The 22,567-nt window shown below is 59.5% G+C and carries 22 protein-coding genes and 1 tRNA gene; 7 read left to right on the top strand and 16 right to left on the bottom strand.

Annotation, left to right across the window (positions count from 1 at the left end; all coding sequences use genetic code 11):
* Nucleotides 1–12: 12 nt before the first annotated feature.
* The 4 genes from LC298_RS12860 to LC298_RS18130 form a co-directional block, all read right to left on the bottom strand.
* Complete coding sequence (locus LC298_RS12860; RefSeq protein WP_158284787.1) at nt 13–1,071, bottom strand: DNA polymerase III subunit delta'; 1,059 nt, start codon at nt 1,069–1,071, stop codon at nt 13–15.
* Between the two features lie 4 nt (nt 1,072–1,075).
* Nucleotides 1,076–1,843 carry a dTMP kinase gene (gene tmk / locus LC298_RS12855; RefSeq protein WP_223385659.1) on the bottom strand — a complete coding sequence of 256 codons (768 nt, stop codon included), beginning with the start codon at nt 1,841–1,843 and terminating at the stop codon, nt 1,076–1,078.
* Nucleotides 1,830–2,999 carry a D-alanyl-D-alanine carboxypeptidase family protein gene (locus LC298_RS12850; protein ID WP_131570090.1) on the bottom strand — a complete coding sequence of 390 codons (1,170 nt, stop codon included), beginning with the start codon at nt 2,997–2,999 and terminating at the stop codon, nt 1,830–1,832. Before LC298_RS12850 ends, tmk begins: the two co-directional genes overlap by 14 nt.
* 96 nt (nt 3,000–3,095) lie before the next feature.
* A complete protein-coding gene (locus LC298_RS18130) occupies nt 3,096–3,965 on the bottom strand; it encodes a septal ring lytic transglycosylase RlpA family protein (RefSeq protein ID WP_280176624.1) in 870 nt (289 codons plus the stop codon).
* Between the two features lie 476 nt (nt 3,966–4,441).
* On the opposite strand from LC298_RS18130, the gene LC298_RS12840 reads away from it, so the two are divergent.
* A tRNA-Ser gene (locus LC298_RS12840) sits at nt 4,442–4,531 on the top strand.
* A 408-nt stretch (nt 4,532–4,939) separates the two neighbouring features.
* Here the strand turns inward: LC298_RS12840 and LC298_RS12835 are convergent.
* From LC298_RS12835 to LC298_RS12790, 10 genes are all read right to left on the bottom strand, one after another.
* A complete protein-coding gene (locus tag LC298_RS12835) occupies nt 4,940–5,947 on the bottom strand; it encodes a YeiH family protein (RefSeq protein WP_131570094.1) in 1,008 nt (335 codons plus the stop codon).
* Between the two features lie 62 nt (nt 5,948–6,009).
* Nucleotides 6,010–7,191: a UxaA family hydrolase gene (locus tag LC298_RS12830; protein WP_131570096.1), complete on the bottom strand. Its 1,182-nt coding sequence runs from the start codon at nt 7,189–7,191 to the stop codon at nt 6,010–6,012.
* A 12-nt stretch (nt 7,192–7,203) separates the two neighbouring features.
* Nucleotides 7,204–7,494 (bottom strand): UxaA family hydrolase, encoded by a 291-nt coding sequence (locus tag LC298_RS12825; RefSeq protein ID WP_131570098.1) that lies wholly within the window; start codon nt 7,492–7,494, stop codon nt 7,204–7,206.
* Between the two features lie 16 nt (nt 7,495–7,510).
* On the bottom strand, nt 7,511–8,506 hold the full coding sequence (locus LC298_RS12820; protein WP_131570100.1) for an alcohol dehydrogenase catalytic domain-containing protein: 996 nt from the start codon (nt 8,504–8,506) through the stop codon (nt 7,511–7,513).
* Nucleotides 8,503–9,261 (bottom strand): SDR family NAD(P)-dependent oxidoreductase, encoded by a 759-nt coding sequence (locus LC298_RS12815; protein ID WP_131570102.1) that lies wholly within the window; start codon nt 9,259–9,261, stop codon nt 8,503–8,505. Before LC298_RS12815 ends, LC298_RS12820 begins: the two co-directional genes overlap by 4 nt.
* Before the next feature lie 10 nt (nt 9,262–9,271).
* A complete protein-coding gene (hisD, locus tag LC298_RS12810) occupies nt 9,272–10,579 on the bottom strand; it encodes a histidinol dehydrogenase (RefSeq protein WP_131570104.1) in 1,308 nt (435 codons plus the stop codon).
* Between the two features lie 9 nt (nt 10,580–10,588).
* Complete coding sequence (locus tag LC298_RS12805) at nt 10,589–11,920, bottom strand: TRAP transporter large permease (protein WP_131570106.1); 1,332 nt, start codon at nt 11,918–11,920, stop codon at nt 10,589–10,591.
* Nucleotides 11,921–11,930: 10 nt separating this feature from the next.
* Complete coding sequence (locus LC298_RS12800) at nt 11,931–12,446, bottom strand: TRAP transporter small permease (protein WP_131570108.1); 516 nt, start codon at nt 12,444–12,446, stop codon at nt 11,931–11,933.
* A 106-nt stretch (nt 12,447–12,552) separates the two neighbouring features.
* The gene (locus LC298_RS12795) at nt 12,553–13,704 is read right to left on the bottom strand and encodes a TRAP transporter substrate-binding protein (protein WP_131570110.1); all 1,152 of its coding nucleotides are present in this window, start codon (nt 13,702–13,704) and stop codon (nt 12,553–12,555) included.
* Nucleotides 13,704–13,931, bottom strand: a complete 228-nt coding sequence (locus LC298_RS12790; RefSeq protein ID WP_131570112.1) for a hypothetical protein — start codon at nt 13,929–13,931, stop codon at nt 13,704–13,706. The genes LC298_RS12795 and LC298_RS12790 overlap by 1 nt, the downstream gene beginning before the upstream one ends.
* A 119-nt stretch (nt 13,932–14,050) precedes the next feature.
* Between LC298_RS12790 and LC298_RS12785 the strand changes: the two genes are divergently transcribed.
* A complete protein-coding gene (locus tag LC298_RS12785) occupies nt 14,051–15,076 on the top strand; it encodes a LacI family DNA-binding transcriptional regulator (protein WP_131570114.1) in 1,026 nt (341 codons plus the stop codon).
* Between the two features lie 62 nt (nt 15,077–15,138).
* Nucleotides 15,139–15,543 carry a universal stress protein gene (locus LC298_RS12780; RefSeq protein WP_131570116.1) on the top strand — a complete coding sequence of 135 codons (405 nt, stop codon included), beginning with the start codon at nt 15,139–15,141 and terminating at the stop codon, nt 15,541–15,543.
* Nucleotides 15,544–15,614: 71 nt separating this feature from the next.
* Here LC298_RS12780 and LC298_RS12775 read toward each other — a convergent pair whose 3' ends face one another.
* Nucleotides 15,615–16,571 (bottom strand): sugar-binding transcriptional regulator, encoded by a 957-nt coding sequence (locus LC298_RS12775; RefSeq protein ID WP_131570118.1) that lies wholly within the window; start codon nt 16,569–16,571, stop codon nt 15,615–15,617.
* 1 nt (nt 16,572) lies between these two features.
* The gene (locus tag LC298_RS12770) at nt 16,573–17,268 is read right to left on the bottom strand and encodes an HAD family hydrolase (protein WP_131570120.1); all 696 of its coding nucleotides are present in this window, start codon (nt 17,266–17,268) and stop codon (nt 16,573–16,575) included.
* 142 nt (nt 17,269–17,410) lie between these two features.
* Here LC298_RS12770 and LC298_RS12765 point away from each other — a divergent pair, with 142 nt between their 5' ends.
* The 4 genes from LC298_RS12765 (at nt 17,411) to LC298_RS12750 (ending at nt 22,526) form a co-directional block, all read left to right on the top strand.
* Nucleotides 17,411–18,481, top strand: a complete 1,071-nt coding sequence (locus tag LC298_RS12765; protein WP_131570122.1) for an alpha/beta fold hydrolase — start codon at nt 17,411–17,413, stop codon at nt 18,479–18,481.
* Nucleotides 18,482–18,968: 487 nt separating this feature from the next.
* A complete protein-coding gene (locus LC298_RS12760) occupies nt 18,969–19,697 on the top strand; it encodes an HAD family hydrolase (RefSeq protein ID WP_244596596.1) in 729 nt (242 codons plus the stop codon).
* A gap of 4 nt (nt 19,698–19,701) precedes the next feature.
* Nucleotides 19,702–21,204, top strand: coding sequence for a glucosylglycerol-phosphate synthase (ggpS, locus tag LC298_RS12755; RefSeq protein ID WP_131570124.1), 1,503 nt, complete (start codon nt 19,702–19,704; stop codon nt 21,202–21,204).
* 104 nt (nt 21,205–21,308) lie between these two features.
* Nucleotides 21,309–22,526: a glycosyltransferase family 87 protein gene (locus LC298_RS12750; RefSeq protein ID WP_131570126.1), complete on the top strand. Its 1,218-nt coding sequence runs from the start codon at nt 21,309–21,311 to the stop codon at nt 22,524–22,526.
* Nucleotides 22,527–22,567 lie beyond the last annotated feature (41 nt).

Raw genomic sequence — 22,567 nt, 5'->3', positions numbered from 1 at the left:
ACCGGACAAAAATCATGCGGCGCGTGCACTGCGGAGGATATCGTGGATATCGGACAGAAGGGTCAGAAATTCCTGCTTGCGGTCAAGATTGAAGGCATCGGCAAGACGCATGCGTTCCTGAAAAGCGATGTCCGCGCCGGCGACCGCTTCCGCCGCAGGCAAGTTGCCGCGTCGAGCCGCGCTCATTGCCTCGGCATGAAGTCGCTCAAGCAAGAGTTCTCGGAGAATGTCGCGATGGATATCGCTCCCACGCGTTGCAGCTATTTCTGCAAGCTTATGCCCTTTGCGGGGATCGGGGAGCGGAGTGTCCAGATATGTCCTTAATGCCTCCATGAGTTCCAGCCCGCCGAAACGCGCGAACACAAGAGCGCGTCTCGCGCTGCCGCCGCCGAGAGCTGCAGTGCGGTCCGCCTGAGCGTTCTCAACATTGCCCAACTGTCTCCTGACGATCGTGCCGACATCGACGTCCGATAACGGAGCAAACTTCAATATCTGGCAACGCGAGCGGATTGTCGGCAGCAAACCGCCCGTGCCGTGCGCAATCAGAATGAAAACGGCGCGCGCCGGCGGTTCCTCCAGCAATTTCAACAGTGCGTTTGCCGCGTTGCGGTTCAGATCATTTACTGGATCGATGACGACCACCCGATACGCATCGTTCTGGGCGGCAGTCATTGAGAAGAAACGCTGCACGCGGCGTATTTCGTCGATCGTAATCGCTGATTTGTACCCCGTCTTCTGCTCGTTCCGCGGACGCGAAAGATAGAGCAAACCTGGGTGTGACCCTTGGACGATCTGCCGGAAGCCCGACGCGTTGACGTCGGGTGAGGGAAGATCGTGACCCACCGAACCGCCATCCCCGGTCAAGAGTAGATTGGCGAGATGAAACGCGATCGTCGCCTTGCCGACGCCGCGTTCGCCTTCGAAAATCAGGCCGTGGTGGAGTTGTTTCTCACGCACCGCATTGGCCAGGAATTTCCGCTCCTCGAGGTGCCCCTCCACGCGAAGCGTCATCACCGGCGGGGTGATCCCTTCAAGAGAGTCATGCGTTTCAGGCGCTTCGAGGTCACTCATATCCCTACTCCCGGAATCCCAGCAGGCGATCGTGGGCCGAGGGTACCTCTGACGGGGATCTGTCGCCATTTCTCGCGGGTTTCTGCGTTGGCATTGCGCGCTCTTCCATGACCCAACGAACCGTGTCCCAAATCCGCTTTTCAACCCGCTCGGCGTCGCCTGAGGCGTCTATCACCCTGCATCGTTCCGGTTCGGCAGCCGCTATCGCGAGGAACGCCTGACGGCGAGCAAGATGCGCGGCGACATCCTCCTTCTCGAACCTGTCGGCGGGAACCGTTTCGTCGCGCCGTGCGTGGGCACGCTTCAAGCCCTCTTCCGGATCGAGATCGAGAATCAGGGTGAGATCCGGCACAAGGCCGGCAACGGCAACCCGCTCCAGGGTTTCCACGAAATCCGGATCGAGGTTCTCCCCTGCACCCTGATAAACCCGCGTTGAATCCATGAAGCGGTCGACCAACACCACCCTCCCCTGTTTGAGTGCCGGGCGGATCAGTTGCTCTACGTGATCATTGCGTGCCGAAGCGAAAAGAATGGCCTCGAGATACGGACCGAATGGCTCTGCCGCACCGGTATCCAGAACAACGTGCCGCACGGCTTCAGCGCCAGGAGTACCACCCGGCTCCCGTGAAACGGTCACCTCGAGGCCTGACTTTCGAATCCTTCTGGCGAGCCGTCGAATCTGTGTCGACTTGCCGGAGCCGTCGCCGCCCTCGAAAGTGATGAAGAACCCAGACGACCTTCCAGTTTCCGGTCGCGCGCTAGAACCAACCAAGAACCAGCTCCGACATCGCGTCCAGCGCCTGGCGGTGAATTGGCCCCTTGCCCACACTTTCTGCTGCATAAAGCGGGGTTTCTTGCGATAGATCGTCCCCGATCCATATTTTGAGGGCCGCAATCTGATCGCCCGCGCGTACAGGCGCCTTCACGGGCCCCTGATACACGACACGCGCTTTCATTCGGTCCCGCTCCGTGATCGGCAGCAGAATCTCGAGATCTTCCCTCACCGTTACGGGAACCGTAAGCATTTCGCCGCCATAGAGGCGAACATTGCCGATCAGCTCATCCTTCTTGAACAATTCGTAGGACTCAAATGCTCGGACGCCCCAGTCGAGAATCTTGCGCGCTTCTTCGGCTCGTGTGCGTTCATCCGTCATACCACTCAAAGCAGCTATCAGCCGCCTTCCATCGCGCTTGACCGAGCCGACAATCGCGTAGCCTGATTCCTCTGTAAAGCCCGTCTTTACCCCATCCGCGCCAATCCCCATGGCCAATAGCGGATTGCGGTTTCGCTGAGTGATCTTGTTCCAGGTGAATTCTCGCAAAGAATAGAGCTTATACAGATCGGGGTATTCGCGCTGAAGGTAGTTCGCGAGCTTGGCAAGTTCCCGCATCGTCACGACCTGGCCCTCGGCCGGCAGGCCCGTTGAATTCTTGAACACCGATTTTTCCAAACCAATGTTGCGCGCTCGTTCTGTCATGAGGCGTGCAAAGTTATCCTCCGACCCGGCCATCCCTTCGGCGATGATTATGCAACCGTCATTTGCTGATTGGACAATGACGCCCTTGATCAAATCCTCCAGCCGTATCGAGGAGTTCAATTCGGCAAACATGGTCGAGCCGCCGGAAACCGCTCCGCCGGTCCGCCACGCGTACTCGCTTACCAGAAACTCGTCATCCATGTTGAGGCGACCGCTCTTGAGCGCGTTGAACACAACCTCCATTGTCATCATTTTTGCGAGTGACGCGGGCGGGACGGTGTCGTCAGCGTTCTTCGTATACAGAACTGTTCCTGTGTTGGCGTCTAGCAGTACCGCCTGTTGCGCTCGCGTTTCAAACAGTTGCGCATTTGACTGACCAGATGCGGCGAGCAGACTCACCAAGCCGAACAGAGCGGGCAATACTATCTGTGCAAGAATACGCGTCGTCATCGGCTCCACCACCTAATTTTCATGCATCACGGATATAAAACTTTTGGACGCCGAGGCAACGAACAGGTCGTAAATCCGGTATCACTGCCGTGAAAATTAGCGGGTCTTCCAACCGGTAGATGCCGTGACGGGCTCGAGGAACCGAAACGATCTCGCAACCCGCATGTCAGCATAGGCAGATATGGCGACGCCGGCCAGAGAGACCGAAGGGCGGTTGTCCGGAACAGGAATGTTCGCGGGCGCGACGAATGCATTTTTGTTCGTTGCATTTGCCATCACCGGTCCGCCGGTCGTCAATGCGTTGGCGCCCAATGGGTGCAATGGTTGCGGAGGTGCGGGCCGCAGATTCGGCGAAGGCCCGCTCATGGCCACCAGGACATCGGAAGCAGGGTCGCCAAACCGGTCCGAGGCTGGTCCACCGTCGCCCCCCCGAATCGAGGCAAGAAGAAAGGCGTCGTCGCGGCCGTGGAGAGGCGCACGCCCCGCATATTCGACCTTCACCCGGGCGGTGCCGCGGCTGGTGTAATCGAGAATCTCGGCGGCGCGTTTCGAAAGATCGATAATCCGGTCATCGGCGAAGGGGCCGCGATCGTTTACGCGAACGATAACCGACCGGCCATTGTCCATATTCGTGACCCGCGCATAACTTGGTAGCGGCATCGTCTTGTGCGCGGCCGTCAAGTGATCCATGTCGTAGACTTCGCCGTTCGCAGTCAATCGGCCGTGAAATGCGGCGCCGTACCATGACGCCTTGCCGATTTCCTGTTCCTTCGGCGTGGCGGTCGGACGGTAGGTCTTACCGCGCACTGTATAAGGCTTGCCGATCTGGTCGCGTCCGCCTCCGCGCGGCAGCCGTTTCCCTGTCGCGACACGCGGGCTGGCCGCGACACCGTAAGTCGCGGCCGAAAAATACTCAGGCCCTGCGGTGGCCCCGTTTGCGGCATAGATACCTTTGGGGGACTTCAAACCCACCTTCGGTGTCGACGCGGAGCAACCTGCGACAAGAAGTGCGATGGCACAGAGTACCATGGTTGAAGGACTGGTTTTGCTTGTGACGATGGACATGACGGAAGACGAGTTACACATAATCCCGCTCGAGGCTAATCCCGTTCTTGGGACCGCCGTTCGAACTTGCCCGCAATCTGTTAGGTTTGTGTTAATCGCGCCGCCTCATCGCACGCGGATCAACATTCGATCCGTGCTGTCCCTTGGTGTCCTTCATCGCGACTTCATTTCAAGGTCCTTTCACTTGTCGGTTCGAGCTTGAAGCAGCTTGCCATGCCTTTGTACCAGATTGAAAATTTCTGACCTTATGAATGGATAACATGTCAGAACGTCCTATTAGGAAAACGTACCCCTCTTTTGCCGGTTTCTGTGTGGCACACGAAAAACTGGAAATTGGTTGCGCGTCGCGAGAATTTTATGTCAAGAGAGGCGCTTCCGGAGAGGTGGCCGAGCGGTTTAAGGCACCGGTCTTGAAAACCGGCGTGCGGGCGACCGTACCGTGGGTTCGAATCCCACCCTCTCCGCCACAGAGATTTGATTTTCATTACAATAAGTCATTGATATTTAATAAATATACTTGGTGCTTGCAAATCCACCTCATCGTTTCCCTATCACAATATTAACCATTTCTTAACTATATTTGTCACGAGCCTACACAGCCCTGCTGTCTTCGGTCCGTACGCAGCGGAGATAACCCTCGAATGCCGTCGCTCGGCCAGTAAGGACGCCGTTTCAACCCCGCATCCGCGGCCAGCAGAGCCCCGGCCGCCGAGCCTGCACTCTTCGCGCAAGAACTCGATTGCCTCAGCGCAGCGTGAACAAGTCACGAGTCCCTGCAGCGTCGATGTCCCGCCGTCATGTGCCCGCGTGCAGAAGTATCGCGATGCTCTGGCGAGGAGATTTGAAGATTCCGGCAGACCGAAGCGCGAATTCGATCAAAGTAGGAGGCCGGTCTTGAGCGCGGCGAAGGCTAGCGCAAGAAGAAGAAGAGTTTCAACGACCACCACTGCAACATGTCGCCAGCCCAATTCCAGCATTGCCTTCATGTTGGTCTTCACGCCGAGCGCCGATATCGCGACCACCAGCAGCCAGGACGAGAGGCTGACCGCGCCGGCGGCAACCGGCCCCGGAAAGAGGCCGACACTGTTGGCTGCCGTCAACGCGGCGAACCCGATCACAAACAGGGGCAAGCGCACCTTGCTTCCGCTGCCCTGCGCGCTCGCCATGGTGAAAACGATGGCGATCAGCACGACCGGGAGCATGGAAACGCGCAACAGCTTGACGATCGTCGCCACATCCCCCGCCTTCGTCGAAATGGAATAACCGGCGCCGACGACCTGGGCGACATCGTGAATGGTCGCGCCAATAAGGAAGCCGTTCTGGCTGTCGGAAAGTCCGATCAACTGGAAAATGATCGGATAGAAGATCATCGCAATCGTAGAGAGCGTGGTGACGGAAACCACCGTGAACAGCAGATTTCGTTCGGTCTTGTCATTGTGGGGAATGACCGATGCTATCGCCAACGCGGCCGAGGCACCGCAGATGGCCACCGAACCGCCTGTCAGCAACGCGAAACGCCAGCCGCGATTGAACAATCGGGCGCAAACGAAACCACTGCCGATCGTCAGCCCGATCAGGGCGATCACGGTAAGAAAGCTGGTCAGGCCGATGGAGGCGATGTCACCGAAAGTGATGCGCGTACCCAAAAGCACGATACCTGTGCGCAAGAGCGTTCTGGATGCGAAATCAATGCCCGGCTTCGTACGCGAATCCAGCGCGAGAAAATTGAAAGCCATTCCGATCAGCAGCGCGAAAAGCATGACCGGCGCGCCGTAATGCTCGGACAGGAACTTGGCTGCAGTGGCCACCGTCAACGCCAGCAACAGCCCGGGAAACAGCTCGGACATGCGTGAACCGATTGATTTTACGGAGAGATTTGGCATCAAGTTTCCGGTAAGGCGAGACCGCCCGGCGAGGGATGCCGGGCGGCGGGTAGAGCCCTCGATCAGGCGCTCCGGTATAGTTTTGTCATCGAAAATTCGCGGTGACCGAGGGCCTCTGCTGCGGTGAAGCGACCGTTGGCGGTGCGAGCGATCATCTCGATCAGCGCGTTGCCGGCCTGGTCTATCGTCATCTCGCGGGTCAGGACACCGGTCACATCTACGTCGATATGTTCCGACATGGTTCGCAACGTGCGGGGGTTGCCGGAAATCTTGATCACCGGAACGATCGGATTGCCGACAACGTTGCCCTGTCCGGTCGGGAATGTATGGACGACGTAGCCACCCGCCGCCATCAGGGTGACGCATTCCGCCGCTGCCGACGAACTGTCCATGAAGTACAGGCCGGGACCCTTGGACGGCGTTTCCGCTGGGCCGATGGCGTCGATGTATTGCGAGGTCCGGCCGATTTTCTCCAAGTTACCGAGTGCCTTTTCCTCGATCGTTGTCAGCCCACCCAAAATATTACCCTTGGTCGGCTGGCTGTCCGACAGATCGTCGGTCTGGTGCGCGAAGATCACGTCCTCGGAATAAGCCTTCCATATCTTCATGAACTTTTCGGCCGCTTCCGGATTGGCGGCGCGTTTCTCGCAGATGTGCTCGGCGCCGGTTATCTCCGAGGTTTCGCCGAAACATCCGTAGAGGCCGTGCGGCAGCAGCTTGTCATACATGTTGCCGACGGTCGGGCAGGATGACAGGCCGGTGGTGGTGTCGCTTTCACCGCATTTGGTCGAGACCCACAGCTCGGTGAGGCCACATTCCTCTTTCTGCAACTCGGTGGCCCAATGCACGTATTCCTTGGCTGTCCAGCCCGCCTGGCGAATGGTCTCGAAGTCGCCCTTCTGCTCAATCGAGAAACCCTCGACCGGCTTTCCGGTTTTCGCGATTCCGTCGACGATGACCTTCGTCCATTCCGGCTCGATGCCGATCACGACGACCGCGGCGACGTTCGGGTTGGCGCCGATGCCGATGATGGTGCGGAAATGCAATTCAAGGTCTTCGCCGAATTGCAGACGGCCATAAGCGTGAGGGATCGCCATCGTGCCCTTCACGTTGTTGGCCACCGCCTCACAGGCGGCGTTGGAGATGTCGTCTACCGGAAGGATCAGGACATGATTGCGGACGCCGACGCGGCCGTTTTCACGGCGCCAGGCGTTGATGGTCCGGGTTGATGGATCGGATGTCATGGTCGAGTTTCCTTACCAGCGTTTCGTTTTGCAGTTGTGGGTGTGAACGTGATCACCCTTTTTGATATCTGCGATGATCTTGCCGATATCCTCGCCATACTTCATGGCCGTATCACCGGTTTTCAGATCTTTCAGGGCGACCTTGTGGCCGATGGGCACATCCATGTTGGACGTCAGGCGGAAGGTGGAATTGTCATGGGTGACGCAAACCAGCATGTCCGTACCCGCCTTCAGGTCTTCGATGACCACGACGCCGACATTATCGTCGTGGTCGTGAACCAGCAGCTGCGGTATTTCAGCCATTTTTCTTCCTTTTCGATTAGGGTTTCAGAATGATTTTCGGCGCCGCGGCGCGTCCGCTGCGGATGTCGGCGAAAGCGCCCACGCCGTCGGCAAGGGCACGCGTCTCGGCCCAATCCAGTTTTCCGAGAAGACCGTCGAACATGGCGTCGGTCGTTTCGCGGAAATCGTCCGGCGTGTAGGTGTAAGTACCGATGAATGTGACTTCCTGCAGAGTCACCCGCCGGATATCCAGGCCGCCCGTGCTTTCGCCGAGCCCGATATGGACGATGACGCCTCCCCCGCGAACCAACCGGCAAGCTGCCTCGCGGGTCGCGGCGAAACCGACGCCGTCGATGACGATATCCGCTTCGCCATCGCCGACCGCCGCTTCGCTCCGTGGATTGTAGATCTTGACGGGCCCCGCGTTTTCGAGTGCAGGATGCCTGAGCGTGTTGGTCTCGCCGATGGCGACATCGGTTGCACCCATCGCAACAAGCGCCAAGGCTGCGCCGAGCCCGATCGCTCCGCCTCCGATCACCTGGCATTTCGCTTCCGCCAGGGGGATAACCGACGCCGATTCCGCCATGCGCACCGCATGCCAGCCGCATGCCAGCGGCTCCGCCATGGACGCGGTTTCCAACGAATAACCGTCCGGAACGGTCACCAGATTTTGAGCGGGCATCGAGACAAACTGCGCGAATGCCCCCGGGCGCGGTGGCATGGAAATGATCTGGCGATCGGGGCAGAGGTTGTTGCGCCGCGACCGGCACGCCTGACATTGGCCGCAGGTCACCAACGGATTGATCGTGACGCGCCGCCCCGTATCGGGACCGGAGACGACGACACCCGCTGCTTCGTGCCCGAGGATCAGAGGCGCCGGACGGCGATCGTCATGCCCGAGATAGGCATGCATGTCGGACCCACAGATTCCAACCGCATCGACCTGCACCATCACTTCCCCATCGCCCGGAGACGCCTCGGGTTCGTCGCGATATTCGAGTTGCTCCGGCCCTGTGTAGACGAGTGCTTTCATTTGGCCGTGAACCCCCCGTCGACAAACAACACCTGGCCAGTGACGTAATCCGACGCCTTCGAACACAGGAACAGCAAGGGTCCCTCGAGATCAGAGAGTTCGCCATTGCGTCCGATGCAGGTTTGACGCGCATTACGATCTGCAAGGTCGGGATCGGAAAATACCGGCCCCGTAAGTTCAGTGGGAAAGAAGCCCGGCGCGAGCGCATTGGCGTTAATGCCGTGCGGCGACCACGCCTCCGCCATGGCGCGCGTCAGTTGCTCTATCCCGCCTTTGGACGCCCCGTAAGCGATCCCTCCGGGAAACGCCCGGCGCGATTGCAGGGAGGCGAAATTGACGATCCGTCCCCACCCCTTATCCTTCATCGCGCCGGCGAAGGCCTGTGCGAGAAAAAACGGCACGGTCAAATTGAGATGCAGCGTCAAATCCCACCCGTCGGGTGTCACGGCGTCCGCAGCCTGGCGCATGTTTATTCCCGCAGCGTTGATTAGGATGTCCGGAGGACCGAAAAGTACGGTCACACTCTGCGCGATCCTATCCAGACCGGCCCGGTCACCAAGATCGGCAGCCAACGCGGCAGTTTCACCATGGGTCTCGTGCCGCCATTCGTGGAGCGCATCCTGCCGGCGCGCAACGCCGACCACTTTCGCACCGGCTGCCGCGAGCATCGCTGCAGCGGCTCGCCCGAGGCCACTGCTTGCTCCCGTCACGCACGCGACGCGACCGTCCAGATCGAAGAGTGAGGGAGTTGGCACGATCGGATCCTTACTCCGTCGCCGTCAGGTCGAAGACTTCACCAGGGAAGTATTTGTGCAGACGGATGTCTGCCGTACGGGCGTGGCCCTCCATTCCCTCGAGGCGGGAGATGCGGGCGGTTGCCTCGGCGACCGGTCTCGCACCGTCGGCAGTAGCGCGCTGCCATGTGACGATCTTCATGAATTTGTGCACCGAAAGGCCGCCGGTGTACCGCGCCGCGCCCGACGTGGGCAGGACGTGGTTGGTGCCCGACGCCTTGTCACCGAACGCGACCGTGGTTTGTTCACCGAGAAACAGCGAGCCATAGCACTGCAGGCGGTCGAGCCACCAGTCGAGATCGTCGGCCTGAACGCTCAAGTGCTCGGGCGCGTATTCGTCGGCGGTGGCCGCCATTTCCTCGCGGTTACCGCAAAGGATCACCTCGGCGTAATCGCGCCATGCAGCCTCGGCGTTCTCGCGGTTGAGATCCGGCAGGGTCGAGATCAGGCGCGGTACGGCCAGCGACACAGCATTTGCGAGATCGGCGTTGTCGGTCACGAGCCAGACGGGGGAGTTATAGCCGTGTTCCGCCTGCCCCACGAGATCAGCCGCGACGATCTCCGCGTCTGCGGTTGCATCCGCAAGGATCAAGCTGTCAGTCGGTCCCGCGAACATATCGATCCCGACGCGGCCAAAGAGTATCCGTTTTGCCTCGGCAACGAACTGATTGCCTGGCCCGACGAGAATGTCAGCCGAGGGTAAGCCGAACAGACCGCAAGCCATGGATGCGACCCCTTGCACGCCGCCCATCGCGAGGATCGCGTCTGCCCCGCAAAGGTCAGCGGTATAGAGAATTGCCGGGTTAACGCCTACATCCGGACGAGGCGGCGAACAGACCGCGATATGATCGCATCCAGCGACCTTGGCCGTCGTCACGGTCATGATCGCAGAAGCGACATGGCTATAGCGTCCGCCGGGCACATAGCAGCCGGCCGCCTGACAGGGAATCGTCTTCTGCCCGGCAACGAGGCCCGGAACGATCTCGACTTCGACGTCGCCGAGCGTCTTTTTCTGCGCCTCCGCAAATTTGCGTACATTGTCGTGCGCGAAGCGGATGTCGTCCTTCAGCTTTTGCGACAGTTGAGATGACGCGGCGTCGATCTCGTCGCGGGTCACGACCAGGTTCCCGGTATAGCGATCGAATTTCTCAGCGAACCGCGTGGCCGCGTCCTCGCCGCCCGCTTCGATCTCGTTCAGAATGTTCTGAACGATCTCGGTTACGGAGCTCGCATCGCTTGTCGATGTCTTTTCGGCCTTCTTGAGGTAGGTGCGGGACATGAAATTCTCCTAGCGGTAGATGTCAGGCAGGAGCGTGGTCGAAATCGCCGGGATGTAGGCGATCAGCAGCGTCACGCAGAGCATGAAGATGACGAAGGGAAAGGCGCGGTAGGCTATTTTCAGGATCGATTCCCCGGTCAGGCCGGAGACCACGAAGAGATTGAGGCCCAGAGGCGGCGTGATGAACCCAACACCGAGCGCGGTGATCATCATAATGCAGAACTGAATCTCGTTCATGCCGATGTTATCGGCCAGGGGCTTCAGGATCGGGGCGAGGATCACGATATTGGGTGTCGTCTCCATCACGCAGCCCGCCGCGATCAAGATCAAGATCATCAGCAGTATCAAGATCGCCGGGTTCTCGGTTATCGAGGTAACCGAGTAGACGAAGCCCTGCGGCACACCAAGGATCGCAAGCGCCTGGGCAAGCGGCAGCGAGAACGCGATGATGGGCAAGATAACCCCATTCACCTTCGCCGAACTGACGAGCATAGACGGGAAGTCCGAGAGCTTCAGCGTCTTGAGGATGAACCCCATGATAATGGTGACCACCACGGCCGTCGCACCAGCTTCGGTGGGCGTCAGCCGACCGGAGAAGATGCCGTAGAAAATGATCCCCGGAACGATGAACGCGTACCAGCCGGATTTCAGCGCCCGACCCAATTGGGCAAGCCATTCCGATAACGTCATCTGGCCCCCGCCCTCCCAAGCATAGATCCGGTTCATGATGAGGTTGGTCACGAGGATCGAGACGAGGATTGCGAGGCCGGGAATCAGCGCTGCCAGGAAGAGGGTCGACGCCGAGATGCCGAGAACGAGTCCGATGATGATGTAGGCGATCGACGGCGGAATCAGGATGCCGGTGCAGGCTCCGGCGGCGACCAGCGCACAGGCGTAGGGCCGCGGATAGCCCGACTCGACCAGCCGGTCGATGGTCATCCTACCCACAGCGGCGGCGCCGGCAGCATCGGAGCCCGAGATTGCAGAGAACATGCCGCAGACAAGCACCGTAGCCGATCCGAAGCCGCCTTTGGTCCAGCACGTCAGCGCCTCGGCCACGTCGAGGAACTTCCGCGACAGGCCGGTCCGGACCAGAACGTCGCCGGTGAGGATGAACAGGGGCACCGCAGTTAGCGCGAAGGCGTCGATTCCGTCGAACAGGCTTTCGCCGACCAGGCTGAGCGGCAGCGCCTGCGAGAAGACCAGCATCGCGATCGCCGCAGCGCCGATCGCAGCCCAGACGGGAACGGCCAAGGCGACGAGGGCAACGAAAATCAGGACGGGGCCGTAGAAGTCCCAGCCGAGGTCGACGCCCTGGTTCTGAAGTTGGTTCCAGAGCATGCCTGTCTCCTCAGTCGAAAAGCTTGTCGCCTTCGAACGCGGGGCGGCCGAAACGAAGATCGTTTATGTCGCGGAAGAGCGACTGGAGGAGCCGGAAGATCACGAGGGCGAATCCAATCGGCACCGCCGCCAGGAACCAGACCATCGAAACCCGGAGCCCGTGGCTGACCGAGCCGAACTTGGCCGAGACCATCACCGTCTCGAACGACCAGTAGAGCGCGACCAAGGCGACGCCCATCATCACAAGGTCGCCAAAGATGTAGAGCGTAGCCTTGATGCGCGGGCCGACATAATGCATGAGCACGTCGATCCGGATATGGCCTCTTTCCTTCACCGCTGCGGCTGCGCCGATCCACGCGAGGTAGATGAACGAGTAGCGGACGATCTCTTCGCCCCAAATCGACGAGTAGGCGAACACCTCCCGGCGAACGACCTCGATGAACATGGTCACCACCAGCATCACGTAGAACACCAGAAGCGCCCAGCGCTCGGCATTTCGGTTCAGTGCGTCGAGAATTCCAGGCATGGCTGCTTCCTCCCCCGCTATGGGCGGTCAGGCGCCGGCCGGTCTGAGGCCGATGGGTTTAATCCGTCCAAATTGCGGGCCGGCCCAATGCCGGCCCCGGCGTGGGTCAGGCGTCGTGAACGTAGTAGCGGCCCATTGTGCCGGCCGCTTCCTCGAGCTTGGCAAAAGTATCCATAGACCCGGCCAGTTCGACCTTGAACTCGTCCCACTCGGTGCGCTGATAACCACCGGCCTCCTGCCATTCAGCAAGCTGGTCGTCCGACAGAGTATGGAATTCCACGCCCGACTTTCTCAGTTCAGCCATCGCATAGGCGCGTGCCGCCGGAACCTTTGCGAGGTTCTGCTGGGCCGTGATGGCGCTTGCGAACTCGATCCCTTCCTGCACGTCGCCGGGAAGCGAATTGAACCATTCGAGATTGCACGAATAGACCTGACTGTCGGGTACGGCCTGCGTGAAGGTCACATGGCTCAGAATGTCCTTGAACCCGAACACGTAAAGCGCACCGACCGACGGATCGAGCGCATCGGCGACGCCCTGCTTGATGGCCGATGGCGTTTCGCCCCACGCGACTGGCGTCGGGTTGGCGCCGACCATCCGGTAATACTGCTGCAGCATCTTGGACCCCGGAACGCGGAACTTGACCCCCGCGAGGTCACCCGGGGTGAGCACCTTGTTGCCGCCTCGGCGAACAGCGACGACCCGCGGATCGATGACAACGTAGAACAGCGCCTTGAAACCAGAGGCCTCGATCTTAGGGTGTACCTCACTCTTCCAGGCGCCGGAGGTCACGAGGTTGGTAAATCTCTGATTGGAGCCGCAGAAATACGGCATATTGATAAGATCGACAGCGCTCGCGAATGGAGCAAAGTTCGATAGGGAATGCTGCGCCACCTGGATCGTGCCGCCCTGCACCTTTTGGGCGAGCGCGCCACCGGCACCGAGTTGACCGCCCGGCGCAAGCTTGACGTAGACCTTACCGCTAGTGGCGTTCTGGATGTTCTCCTTGAAGTCGAGCTGCATGATGGGGTAGCTGCGCGACGCGCCAAGCACATATGCCGTCGCGATCGTCATCGTGTGCGCTGCCGCCGCCTCGCGCTCCTTTTCTTCTTTGGCGGTCTGGGCCACAGCCTCGTCCGACCACAGCGTCCCAGCGGCGCCGGCGACGAGCGCGGCTGTAAAGGCGCCCTGCCCTGTGAGCTTGAGAAAGTTGCGGCGCTCGGCGGACTTCAGCGCCTCGCGCGGGTTCTTGTCAGTCATCAGGTATCTCCTCCCTGGTTGGAAATGGTCCGACCGGATTCACGCTGCCTGCGCTCCAGCCCAAGCACGGCGATCACGAAAAAGATGCAGGCGCCGAAGAGCGCCAGCATTTCGCCCACATCGCTTAGGACCACACCAAAGCGCGCGGCACCAAGGATGACATTGGTAAGGAAGATCGCGAACAGAATGCTGGCCACGACGAACGCCAGCTTTTCTCCAAGCTTCATATGTTCCTCCCATACGTGACAAACTTTTTGTAAGCGCTTACATGACAGGATGCAAGCGATTACATTTGTGAAAAGGCAGATTTTCGGCATGATTGTCGAAAGAGGGCAGATTTCCGACAATGAACGAGACCTTTCGACCGACGCTCAACGATGTCGCCCGGGCCGCTGGCGTCTCGACCGCCACGGTCTCGCGATGCCTGAACGAGCCGGATCGCGTGGTCCCCGCCACCCGCGAACGGGTCATGCGTGCTGTCAAGGACCTCGGCTACACGCCGGACTTCGGCGGTCGCGCGCTGGCGTCCCGGCGCACCAAGACAGTCGGCGCTGTCATTCCGACGATGGAGAACGCCATCTTCGCGCGCGGATTGCAGGCTTTCCAGGAAACGCTCTCGGAAGCCGGCGTGACGCTGCTCGTCGCCGGGTCGGGTTACGATTCGGAACGCGAGGCCGAACAGGTCCGGGCGCTTGTCGGCCGCGGCGCCGACGGCCTCCTGCTGATCGGTTTGGCCCGCCCCCAGGCAACCTACGATTATCTGCGCCAGCGCGGCACGCCCTATGTGCTGGCGTGGAATTTGGGCGATACGTCCGACCATTTCATCGGTTTCGACAACCTCAGGGCGGCGGCCGAAATAGCATCGAAGGTGATCGAACTGGGACACCGCGATATCGCCATGATCGCCGGCGTCACCTCGATGAACGACAGGGCCGCCGATCGCGTCGAGGGCGTTAGATCCGCCATGCGCCGCGCTATATCGGAGGTGAAGTCGTTCGATGTCATCGAGGCGCCCTACACGTTTGAAGACGGAGCGACCGCTTTCGACAGGCTCGTAAGACGAACCCCGCGTCCGACCGCGGTGATTTGCGGCAATGACGTGCTGGCGGTCGGCGCGATCAGCCGGGCAAAGGCGCTCGGGCTCGGCGTTCCCGGCGACATCTCGATTACGGGCTTCGACGACATCGATATCGCGAGTTTCGTGGAGCCTGCGCTGACGACAGTTCATGTACCGCACCGGCGCATGGGAAGCGCGGCGGCGCAGGTGCTGCTTCGGCTGATCGCGAACGAACCCGTCGAACCGCGCGTTGAAATCGGCGTCGAGATCGTCATGCGCGGCTCGCTTGGCCCGCCGCCCGGCACAACGCCATGAGATTCAAGGGCGGAGGGCGACAGGCTGTCCCGTAAACCGCACCCTCCAAAAAGGAAAAGACGATGTACAAGAAAATAATCGTGGCCCTTTCGCTCGAGCATGGAATTTCGGAGCGGGCGCTCGAGGCGGCCAGCGTTCTCGCCGATGACGGAGCCGAGATCCTCGCCGTCCACATCTACGAGCCCCTGCAGGGCTCTGTCCGTTTCCACCTTTCGGAAGACGATCTGCGGACGGCCCGCAACAAGACCGAATCGATCTTGAAGGAGCGGGTGAAAAACCATCCCGGGGTCACGCCGGTTCTGCTCGAAGGTCATGCCGGTCAGACGCTGGCGGAATATGCAGAAGATGTCGGGGCCGACTGCATCGTCATCGGATCCCACAAGCCGGGTCTTCGCGATTTCCTGCTAGGCTCGACGGCCGCGCGGATCGTCCGTCACGCGCATTGTTCCGTTCACGTGTTGCGGTGAGCCGGCAGCGACCGTGCCATGCAGGTCTTCACCTGTCTCCCAACGGCGCTAGATAGACTGCGACACGAGGGCTACTTTTTCAGCAGAAGCTCCGCCGTGTGCTCGTTCGTGATGAGCCCGTTAATGAGCTTGCCGACAAGCGCGCCTCGAATGGCCGCAACTTTCGATTCGCCGGCGGCTATCCCGAAGACCGGATTGGGCGAATTCGGCACAAGCGGCGCGCTGTTGACGTGATCGTTGGCGAGTCCTTCGATCAGGTGTCCCTCCCTGTCGAAAACCCAACTCGTGATCTCACCTACGGCGCCCGCCTCGTTCAAGGCGCGGATCTCGTCGCGCTTCAGGAAACCGTCAATGAAGATCGGGGCGTTGAGATCCAGATTTCCGATGCCGACAAAGGTGACGTCGGCCTGCCGGATCAACTCCAGGATGTTGCGGACAGGTTCCTGATTGTGGAGAATGCGCTTCTCTTCGATCGAACGTGCGTGAACCGGAAGCGGCATAGGATAGTGTCGCGCATTGACGCGCTCGGCCATTCGAATGACCACGTTGTAGGCAGTGGCGAGGCCGTCCGACATCATGTTGCCGAGCAGGGAAACAATCGAGTGCTGGGGGCAGTCCATCGGCGACAATTGTTCCACGCATGCGCGGAGCGCCCGTCCGGTGCCGATGGCGATGATCTTCGGGTGTTTGGACTTGAGATGCCGCTCCATCTCGGCGGCGCCCGCCTGCGCAATCCCCACAATCGACGAGGGAGCATCCGGATCGCTTGGCACAATCTCGCAGTGAGCGAGACCGAATTCGTCCCTCAAGCGGTGGCCGAGTTCCATACAGTGGGCGATCGGGTGATCAAGCCGCACCTTGATGAGCTTCTCGCTCACTGCAAGCGACACCAGTCGCTGGGCGGATTGGCGCGAAACGCCGAGCTTCTTCGCAATCTCATCTTGTGTGTTGCCAGCAACGTAATACAGCCAGCCTGCCCGCGCCGCGTCGTCGAGCCTCGCGATATCGGTTTCTGTCCGGCTTGCCATGTCAGTTCGCGATCACGTTCGCAGTCTTTCGCAATTGAGGCGCCATTTCGTAGAAATCGCGCCAATTGTCAAAATTCACAACATCGGCCGGCATCGTCCGAACCGGCGGTGCGGTGCCTCTCAGATGGCTTCCCCCGAGAAACCGGTAAACATGCATCCCGGCTGCCCGCGCCGCCTGGACGCCAGGAACACTGTCTTCAATCACAAGGCAGTTCTGCGGTTGGAAGCCCAAGGAGGCGGCGGCCAGTAGAAACAGATCCGGCGCGGGCTTTCCGTTGGCTACCTCCGAGGCGGTGAAGAGGCGCTTGCCAAAATAAGGCAGTAATCCTGTCATTTCGAGTGAGCGTAATGCGCGCTTTGGACTGCTGCTGGTAGCGACGCAGCAGGAAACCGCCAGCTCGTTCAAAACCGTTTCCACGCCGTCCACACTCCGCAACTCGTTCTCAAACGCGGTCATCAGCTCGCGCCGGTAACGCTCCTCGAAGTCGGAAGAAAGATCGAGATGGTGAGCAGATCGCACCTCGGAAGCAACCTTGGCCCAACTGCGTCCAAGGAAATTCTGCTGCACATACGCCGCATCGACATCGATGCCGACGCCCGCCAACTGTTCGATGAGAATTCTTGCGCTGATCGCCTCACTGTCGATGAGAACCCCATCGCAATCGAAGATCACAAGCTGAATGTCATTTTTCTTCATGCACCGATATGCTCGTGACTTTGATTTCCGTCAATATGTTCTCAGCCGGTCCACGTGTGCGTTCAGCCGGTCTACGTGTGCGTCGGGAACCATTTCTTTCCTGACGCCTTGCTTCTGCAGACGTTACTAACGCAAGAACACGATGCCTGACATTAAGAACGCGAAAATCGCAAATATAACTGAGGCTTACGGGCGTTCCAATCCGCGTGATGCCGATGTGACCGCTGGTGTCATGTCGGGAAAAAGCGGCGTCACATGTCCTCCCGTGCCGGTTTGGAACAGCGCCGTACCCGTTCGGTCTTATGGTAATTCCGAGAAACCCGTCGGGTCGGTTCTGCTTCACGGCGTTGTCTCTTCGATATCTCTCTGGCGCACTCTGATCCGGTCCATGCCGCGAGAGCGCTTCCTCGCGCTTCCGCTTCCCGGTCACCATCCCTGGACGACAGATGCAACAGAAACCGCACGGTTGCTCAAGGATTTCGGCTTCATCGAGAGCTATCGCGATGCCATCTTGGCGCACGCCCATGGCTCGGTGCATCTCATTGCCCACTCGACGGGAGCGATCGCCGCTCTCAAGCTTGCGGCGCGTTATCCGGAGGTTGTTTCCAGACTGACTCTGCTGGGTGCCTTTCCATGTGGCCGAAATGCGGTTGCACGCAGCCCGATGGCACGCGGTGTAATCGCTCCCCTCATCGGCGCGCCGTTGTTCTCCACGCTGTTTAAGATCTGGCTGAATTCCGAATCCACCTACCGATACGGGCTTTCGACCGCGATGGCCGCCGATGCGCAATCTGAAGCCAGCGGCCGTGACAGGTCGATGATGTGGGATCTTCGCAGAAGCGATCCGGAAGCTCTCAGGCAAGTCGTTGCATGGCTTTCCAAAACTTCCGTCACCTCCGAACTTCCAAGGATCGATACCCCGGTCACGGTTGTTGTGTCGCAGAATGATCGCGTCGTCGATCCGAAGGATCAGTTGACGCTTCTTAGGGAACTCAGGAATGCGAATGCCGTCCTCTGCAATGCGGGGCATCTGCCAATGATCGAAACGCCTGAGTTGTTGCGGAACCTGATTCAGCCATCGGGAGAGATAAACCGCCATGCGCCCGAAGTTGAACCGTTGGATCCGCGGGGGCGGGATATCGCAGATCTGATTGGGCAACTTGGGCGTTCACTTCAGCCCGCCCCCGGACGAGTAAGCGTGCCGTGCGGGTGAGCATTTTACAAATTCCCGGAATTCGGCGATAATGCTGCAATGCACAATGAATGACCGCAAATTGCCGACGTCCTGCGGACGCGACTGACTCTGCTGGCCTTGCGTGCAGGTTTTCGCCAGAACCGCCAGAACCCTCGCGGGACAGTCGCGACAAATTCAGTTCGGAATGGGAGAACAATATCAAAGACTTGAAGAGGAATTTTGGTTCCAGCTCCGCGTGTGGCAGTGTCGCTCCGCTAGGTTCTGGAGGTGTGAGGGCCGCGCAGGCTTGTGCTGCAACAAACGCTGGGCTCAATAATCCCCCCATTTGGGGCCGCAACGCTAGTGTCGTTCGTGAGATCCGGAAGCGAAGACCCCAGCAGAGATACCCTTCCGGCATCACGCTTCGTCCGGCGAACCCAAATCCCGTCGCGGTGCTTCGGGAGACAATCACGTGAAAATTTCCGGGTCTTCTGATACCGCGCCACGGCTAGCGGATCGCCGATTCGTGCTCGCGACCGACCTCGACGGAACATTTCTCGGCGGAAACGAGAAGGAACGCGCCGAACTGTACGACTGGATCGAGGAAAACAGGCTTAGTGTCGGACTGATTTTCGTCACCGGCCGCGATCCGGAATTCATCGAGGACTTATGCGCCGGCGGAGTGCCCTGGCCTGAATATGTGATCGGCGATGTTGGTACGACCATTGCCGAAGTCTCCCCTGATGAAGGCATAAAGCCAATCATCGAGCTTGAGCGTGAGATTGCCGACCTTTGGAACGGCAGTGGGGACCGCGTCCGGAAGACGCTACGGGATCATCCGGGACTGTCATTGCAGCCGACAAACTTCAGATACCGGGTCAGCTACGATCTCGATATGCCGGAATACGACAATCGCGCCGGGGCCCTGATTGCGGAACTCGGCCTTGATCACATTATCTCCGACAGCCGGTTCTTTGACGTGTTGCCGCAAGGTATTTCGAAGGGCCCTTCCCTGAAGAAATTGGTCGCCCATCTGGAAATCGATGAGCGAAAGGTTCTCGCTGCGGGCGACACGCTCAACGACCTCAGCATGCTCGCCTGCGGATTGCCTGCCGTGGCGGTCGGAGGCGCTGAGCAAGCCCTGCTCAAAGAAATCGCCGATCTCGACCACGTCTACAAAGCAGAGGCGATTGGCGCCGCCGGAATACTTGAAGCTGTTGCTGCCCTCGGCATGCACTCGACTCCGAAAGGATAGGAATATGCCCTCCGATCTCGTTATCGTCTATCACCGCCAGCCCTATGAGGAAGTCGTCAAAGATGGCCAGACCGTATTCCACGAGAATAAGAGTCCAAACGGTATCGTACCGACGCTGAAGAGTTTCTTCGGGAATGTCGATAAGGGTGCGTGGATCGCGTGGAAAGAGGCCAAGGATCCGGCCAATCCGGACTTTCAGCGAACGGTAGAGATCGACGACAGTTTCGGACGTTACAGTGTCTCGCGGTTGCCGTTAACTCCCGAACAAATATCCAGTTTTTATCACGTGACCTCAAAAGAGGCATTTTGGCCGATTCTCCATTCCTTCAAGGAGAAGTACAATTACGATCCAGTCGATTGGCCAACATTTAGAGAAGTGAACTGGGCCTTTGCCGAGGCTGCAGCCGCGGAAGCGTCTGACGGGGCGATGGTCTGGGTGCACGATTACAATCTGTGGCTCGTGCCGGGTTATCTGCGGCAATTGCGGCCGGACCTTCGGATATCGTTTTACCACCATACCCCTTTCCCGGCTGCGGACATGTTCAACGTGTTGCCTTGGCGGCGGGAGATCGTCGAAAGCCTTCTTGCTTCAGACATTGTCGGCTTTCACATACCGCGTTACGCGGCGAACTTCGTTTCCGTGGCCCGTTCCCTGTTCGATGTGAATGTTTCCAAACGTGAGCAAGTCGCCCCCGAACTCATCTCGGACGGCACGGCGTTGGTCGAACGCTCGATACCCACCGAGATAGAACACCGAGGCAGGCACATCGCGGTCAGCGCCTCCCCGGTTGGCGTTGATGTGGACTATATCGGCGAGCGGGCCGACAGTCGTGAGACGGAAAAGAAAGTCGATGTCATCAGGCGCGAGCTGGGTGACTCCCGTTTAATCCTCTCCGTCTCGAGGACCGACTACACCAAAGGCGGGATCGATCAGCTTCTCGCCTATGAACGGCTGCTCGAGAGACGGCCGGAGTTGCACGGAAAGATCAGGCTCATGCACGTCTCCGTCAGCGCAAATCGCAGCATGACAGCCTATGAGAGTATTCAGAACGAGATTGAACAGGCCGCGGGTCGGATCAATGGCCGATATGGTTCGTTTGAATGGCAACCGCTCGCGTTGATCTCGACGGCCGTACCGTTCAAGCACCTCGTCGCATATTACCGGGCGGCAGACATTGCCTGGATTACGCCGTTGGCCGACGGAATGAATCTGGTGGCGAAGGAGTATGTGGCCAGCCGAACTGATCTGGATGGGATCCTTGTTTTGTCGGAGTTCGCTGGCGCGGCGGTCGAGATGTCGTCGGCGGTTATCACCAACCCTTTCTCGACCCGCTCGATGGACTCGGCAATCGATCAGGCTCTTGCGATGGTGCCAGCAGAGCGACAGGAGCGAATGAAGGCACTCCGCTCAACCATTTCAAAGTATGATCTCAGGGCGTGGGCGCGGGAACAGCAGCGTCTGTTCGACGAGGTGCGCGGGCCGGAGAAGTCACGCTCTGCCGCCTGACCGCTTCCGAGGGGTAAGGATGGGGTCCGATATTGGCCAACCTCCAAGTTAACTTGGCCTAAAACCTGACCGGATAGCATCCGTGTGAAACAGCAGGCAGGGCAATGCGGGTACTGGAGTCGGTCAGATCGGGCGCATGGGTTAATAGGGACAGGTTGGTAACCTATCCGCTACTCGGGCTGGCGGTCACGTTTTTTGCGACAGGATACGTGATCCTCGCCAACAATGGAGCCTTGCCGAATGGGTCGCCATTTGGATCGGACTACGTCAGTTTCTGGGTCGCCGCGCGCGAGGTTCTCGCCGGGCGTCCGGAAGTACCTTATTCGATGCCGCTTTTCGCGCAGGCGCAAAACGCGGTGTTCGGCGACGGGAACTTCTATGCATTTTTCTATCCCCCGCCTTATCTCGCTTACCTGGTTCCCTTCGGGACACTTAGCTATTTCCCGTCACTCTTCTTGTGGTTGGGGCTGACCTTCGCAACGGCGCTCTGGACGCTTGTTCGGATCACCGGCTACCGGTGGGAAGTGATCCTGATCGCGCTTGCCTTTCCGGTGACGTTTCTCACCATCGCGCACGGGCAAAACGCATTCCTGTCCGCCGCGCTTTTCGGCGGGGCGCTGGTGCTTCTGCCAACGAGACCGATCGTTGCAGGCATCCTTATCGGCCTGCTGACCTTCAAGCCGCAACTCGGACTGTTGATTCCGCTCGCCCTCATCTCATCCACAAACTGGCGCGCCTTTGCAACGGCCACCGTGACGACGGCGCTTGCTACCGGCTCCTCGGTCATCCTGTTCGGCGTCGAAACCTTCTCCGCATTTCTCGCGCAGGGAAGTTATGCGATGGAGACACTGCGCGAGGGACATGTCGCATGGGAAAAGATGGTGTCGGTCTACGCAATGATGCGGGTGGCCGGTGCGCCCGACATCCCGGCGATGGCGGTGCAACTCCTTGTGAGTGCGATTGTCGCGGTGATCGTCATTCGTGCATGGCGGTTCGGCGGGGGTTTCTCCCATGAGGAGAGATCCGCCATGCTGCTGATCGGATCGCTTCTCGCCACACCGTTCAGCCTTAATTACGACCTGTTCCTGTTGGCACCGGCCGTTGCGTTTCTTGCATCCGATGGCCTTCGAAATGGCTTTCCTTCCTACCGTCTATCCCTGTTGGCAGCGACGTATCTGTTCCCGATCGTCGTTCTGTTGTTCATGGCCGGGGGAATATCAATCGCTCCGGTCGTGCTTTGCCTGTTGTTCGGCCATGTCGCGTTCAGCCCGGGGTCAACCAGAGCGGTGCGCACAACGCAGAGCACTGCACCGGCCAAATAGAAAGGCGCCGCAGGGGCGCCTTCCGTAAGTGCATGTTTCAG

This window comes from Oricola cellulosilytica (assembly GCF_019966575.1).
Taxonomy (GTDB): domain Bacteria; phylum Pseudomonadota; class Alphaproteobacteria; order Rhizobiales; family Rhizobiaceae; genus Oricola; species Oricola cellulosilytica.
This window is presented reverse-complemented; position numbering and strand designations above follow the sequence as displayed.

Bases quoted from the DNA above. Each gene is read 5' to 3' on its own strand.
- LC298_RS12795 (WP_131570110.1), bottom strand. From the start codon at position 13,704: ATGACTGACAAGAACCCGCGCGAGGCGCTGAAGTCCGCCGAGCGCCGC.
- LC298_RS12860 (WP_158284787.1), bottom strand. From the start codon at position 1,071: ATGAGTGACCTCGAAGCGCCTGAAACGCATGACTCTCTTGAAGGGATC.
- LC298_RS12770 (WP_131570120.1), bottom strand. From the start codon at position 17,268: ATGAAGAAAAATGACATTCAGCTTGTGATCTTCGATTGCGATGGGGTT.
- LC298_RS12785 (WP_131570114.1), top strand. From the start codon at position 14,051: ATGAACGAGACCTTTCGACCGACGCTCAACGATGTCGCCCGGGCCGCT.
- LC298_RS12850 (WP_131570090.1), bottom strand. From the start codon at position 2,999: ATGACGACGCGTATTCTTGCACAGATAGTATTGCCCGCTCTGTTCGGC.
- LC298_RS12800 (WP_131570108.1), bottom strand. From the start codon at position 12,446: ATGCCTGGAATTCTCGACGCACTGAACCGAAATGCCGAGCGCTGGGCG.
- LC298_RS12820 (WP_131570100.1), bottom strand. From the start codon at position 8,506: ATGAAAGCACTCGTCTACACAGGGCCGGAGCAACTCGAATATCGCGAC.
- ggpS (WP_131570124.1), top strand. From the start codon at position 19,702: ATGCCCTCCGATCTCGTTATCGTCTATCACCGCCAGCCCTATGAGGAA.
- LC298_RS12830 (WP_131570096.1), bottom strand. From the start codon at position 7,191: ATGACATCCGATCCATCAACCCGGACCATCAACGCCTGGCGCCGTGAA.
- LC298_RS12835 (WP_131570094.1), bottom strand. From the start codon at position 5,947: ATGCCAAATCTCTCCGTAAAATCAATCGGTTCACGCATGTCCGAGCTG.
- LC298_RS12750 (WP_131570126.1), top strand. From the start codon at position 21,309: ATGCGGGTACTGGAGTCGGTCAGATCGGGCGCATGGGTTAATAGGGAC.
- LC298_RS12775 (WP_131570118.1), bottom strand. From the start codon at position 16,571: ATGGCAAGCCGGACAGAAACCGATATCGCGAGGCTCGACGACGCGGCG.
- LC298_RS12825 (WP_131570098.1), bottom strand. From the start codon at position 7,494: ATGGCTGAAATACCGCAGCTGCTGGTTCACGACCACGACGATAATGTC.
- LC298_RS12780 (WP_131570116.1), top strand. From the start codon at position 15,139: ATGTACAAGAAAATAATCGTGGCCCTTTCGCTCGAGCATGGAATTTCG.
- hisD (WP_131570104.1), bottom strand. From the start codon at position 10,579: ATGTCCCGCACCTACCTCAAGAAGGCCGAAAAGACATCGACAAGCGAT.
- LC298_RS12765 (WP_131570122.1), top strand. From the start codon at position 17,411: ATGCCTGACATTAAGAACGCGAAAATCGCAAATATAACTGAGGCTTAC.
- LC298_RS12805 (WP_131570106.1), bottom strand. From the start codon at position 11,920: ATGCTCTGGAACCAACTTCAGAACCAGGGCGTCGACCTCGGCTGGGAC.
- LC298_RS12790 (WP_131570112.1), bottom strand. From the start codon at position 13,931: ATGAAGCTTGGAGAAAAGCTGGCGTTCGTCGTGGCCAGCATTCTGTTC.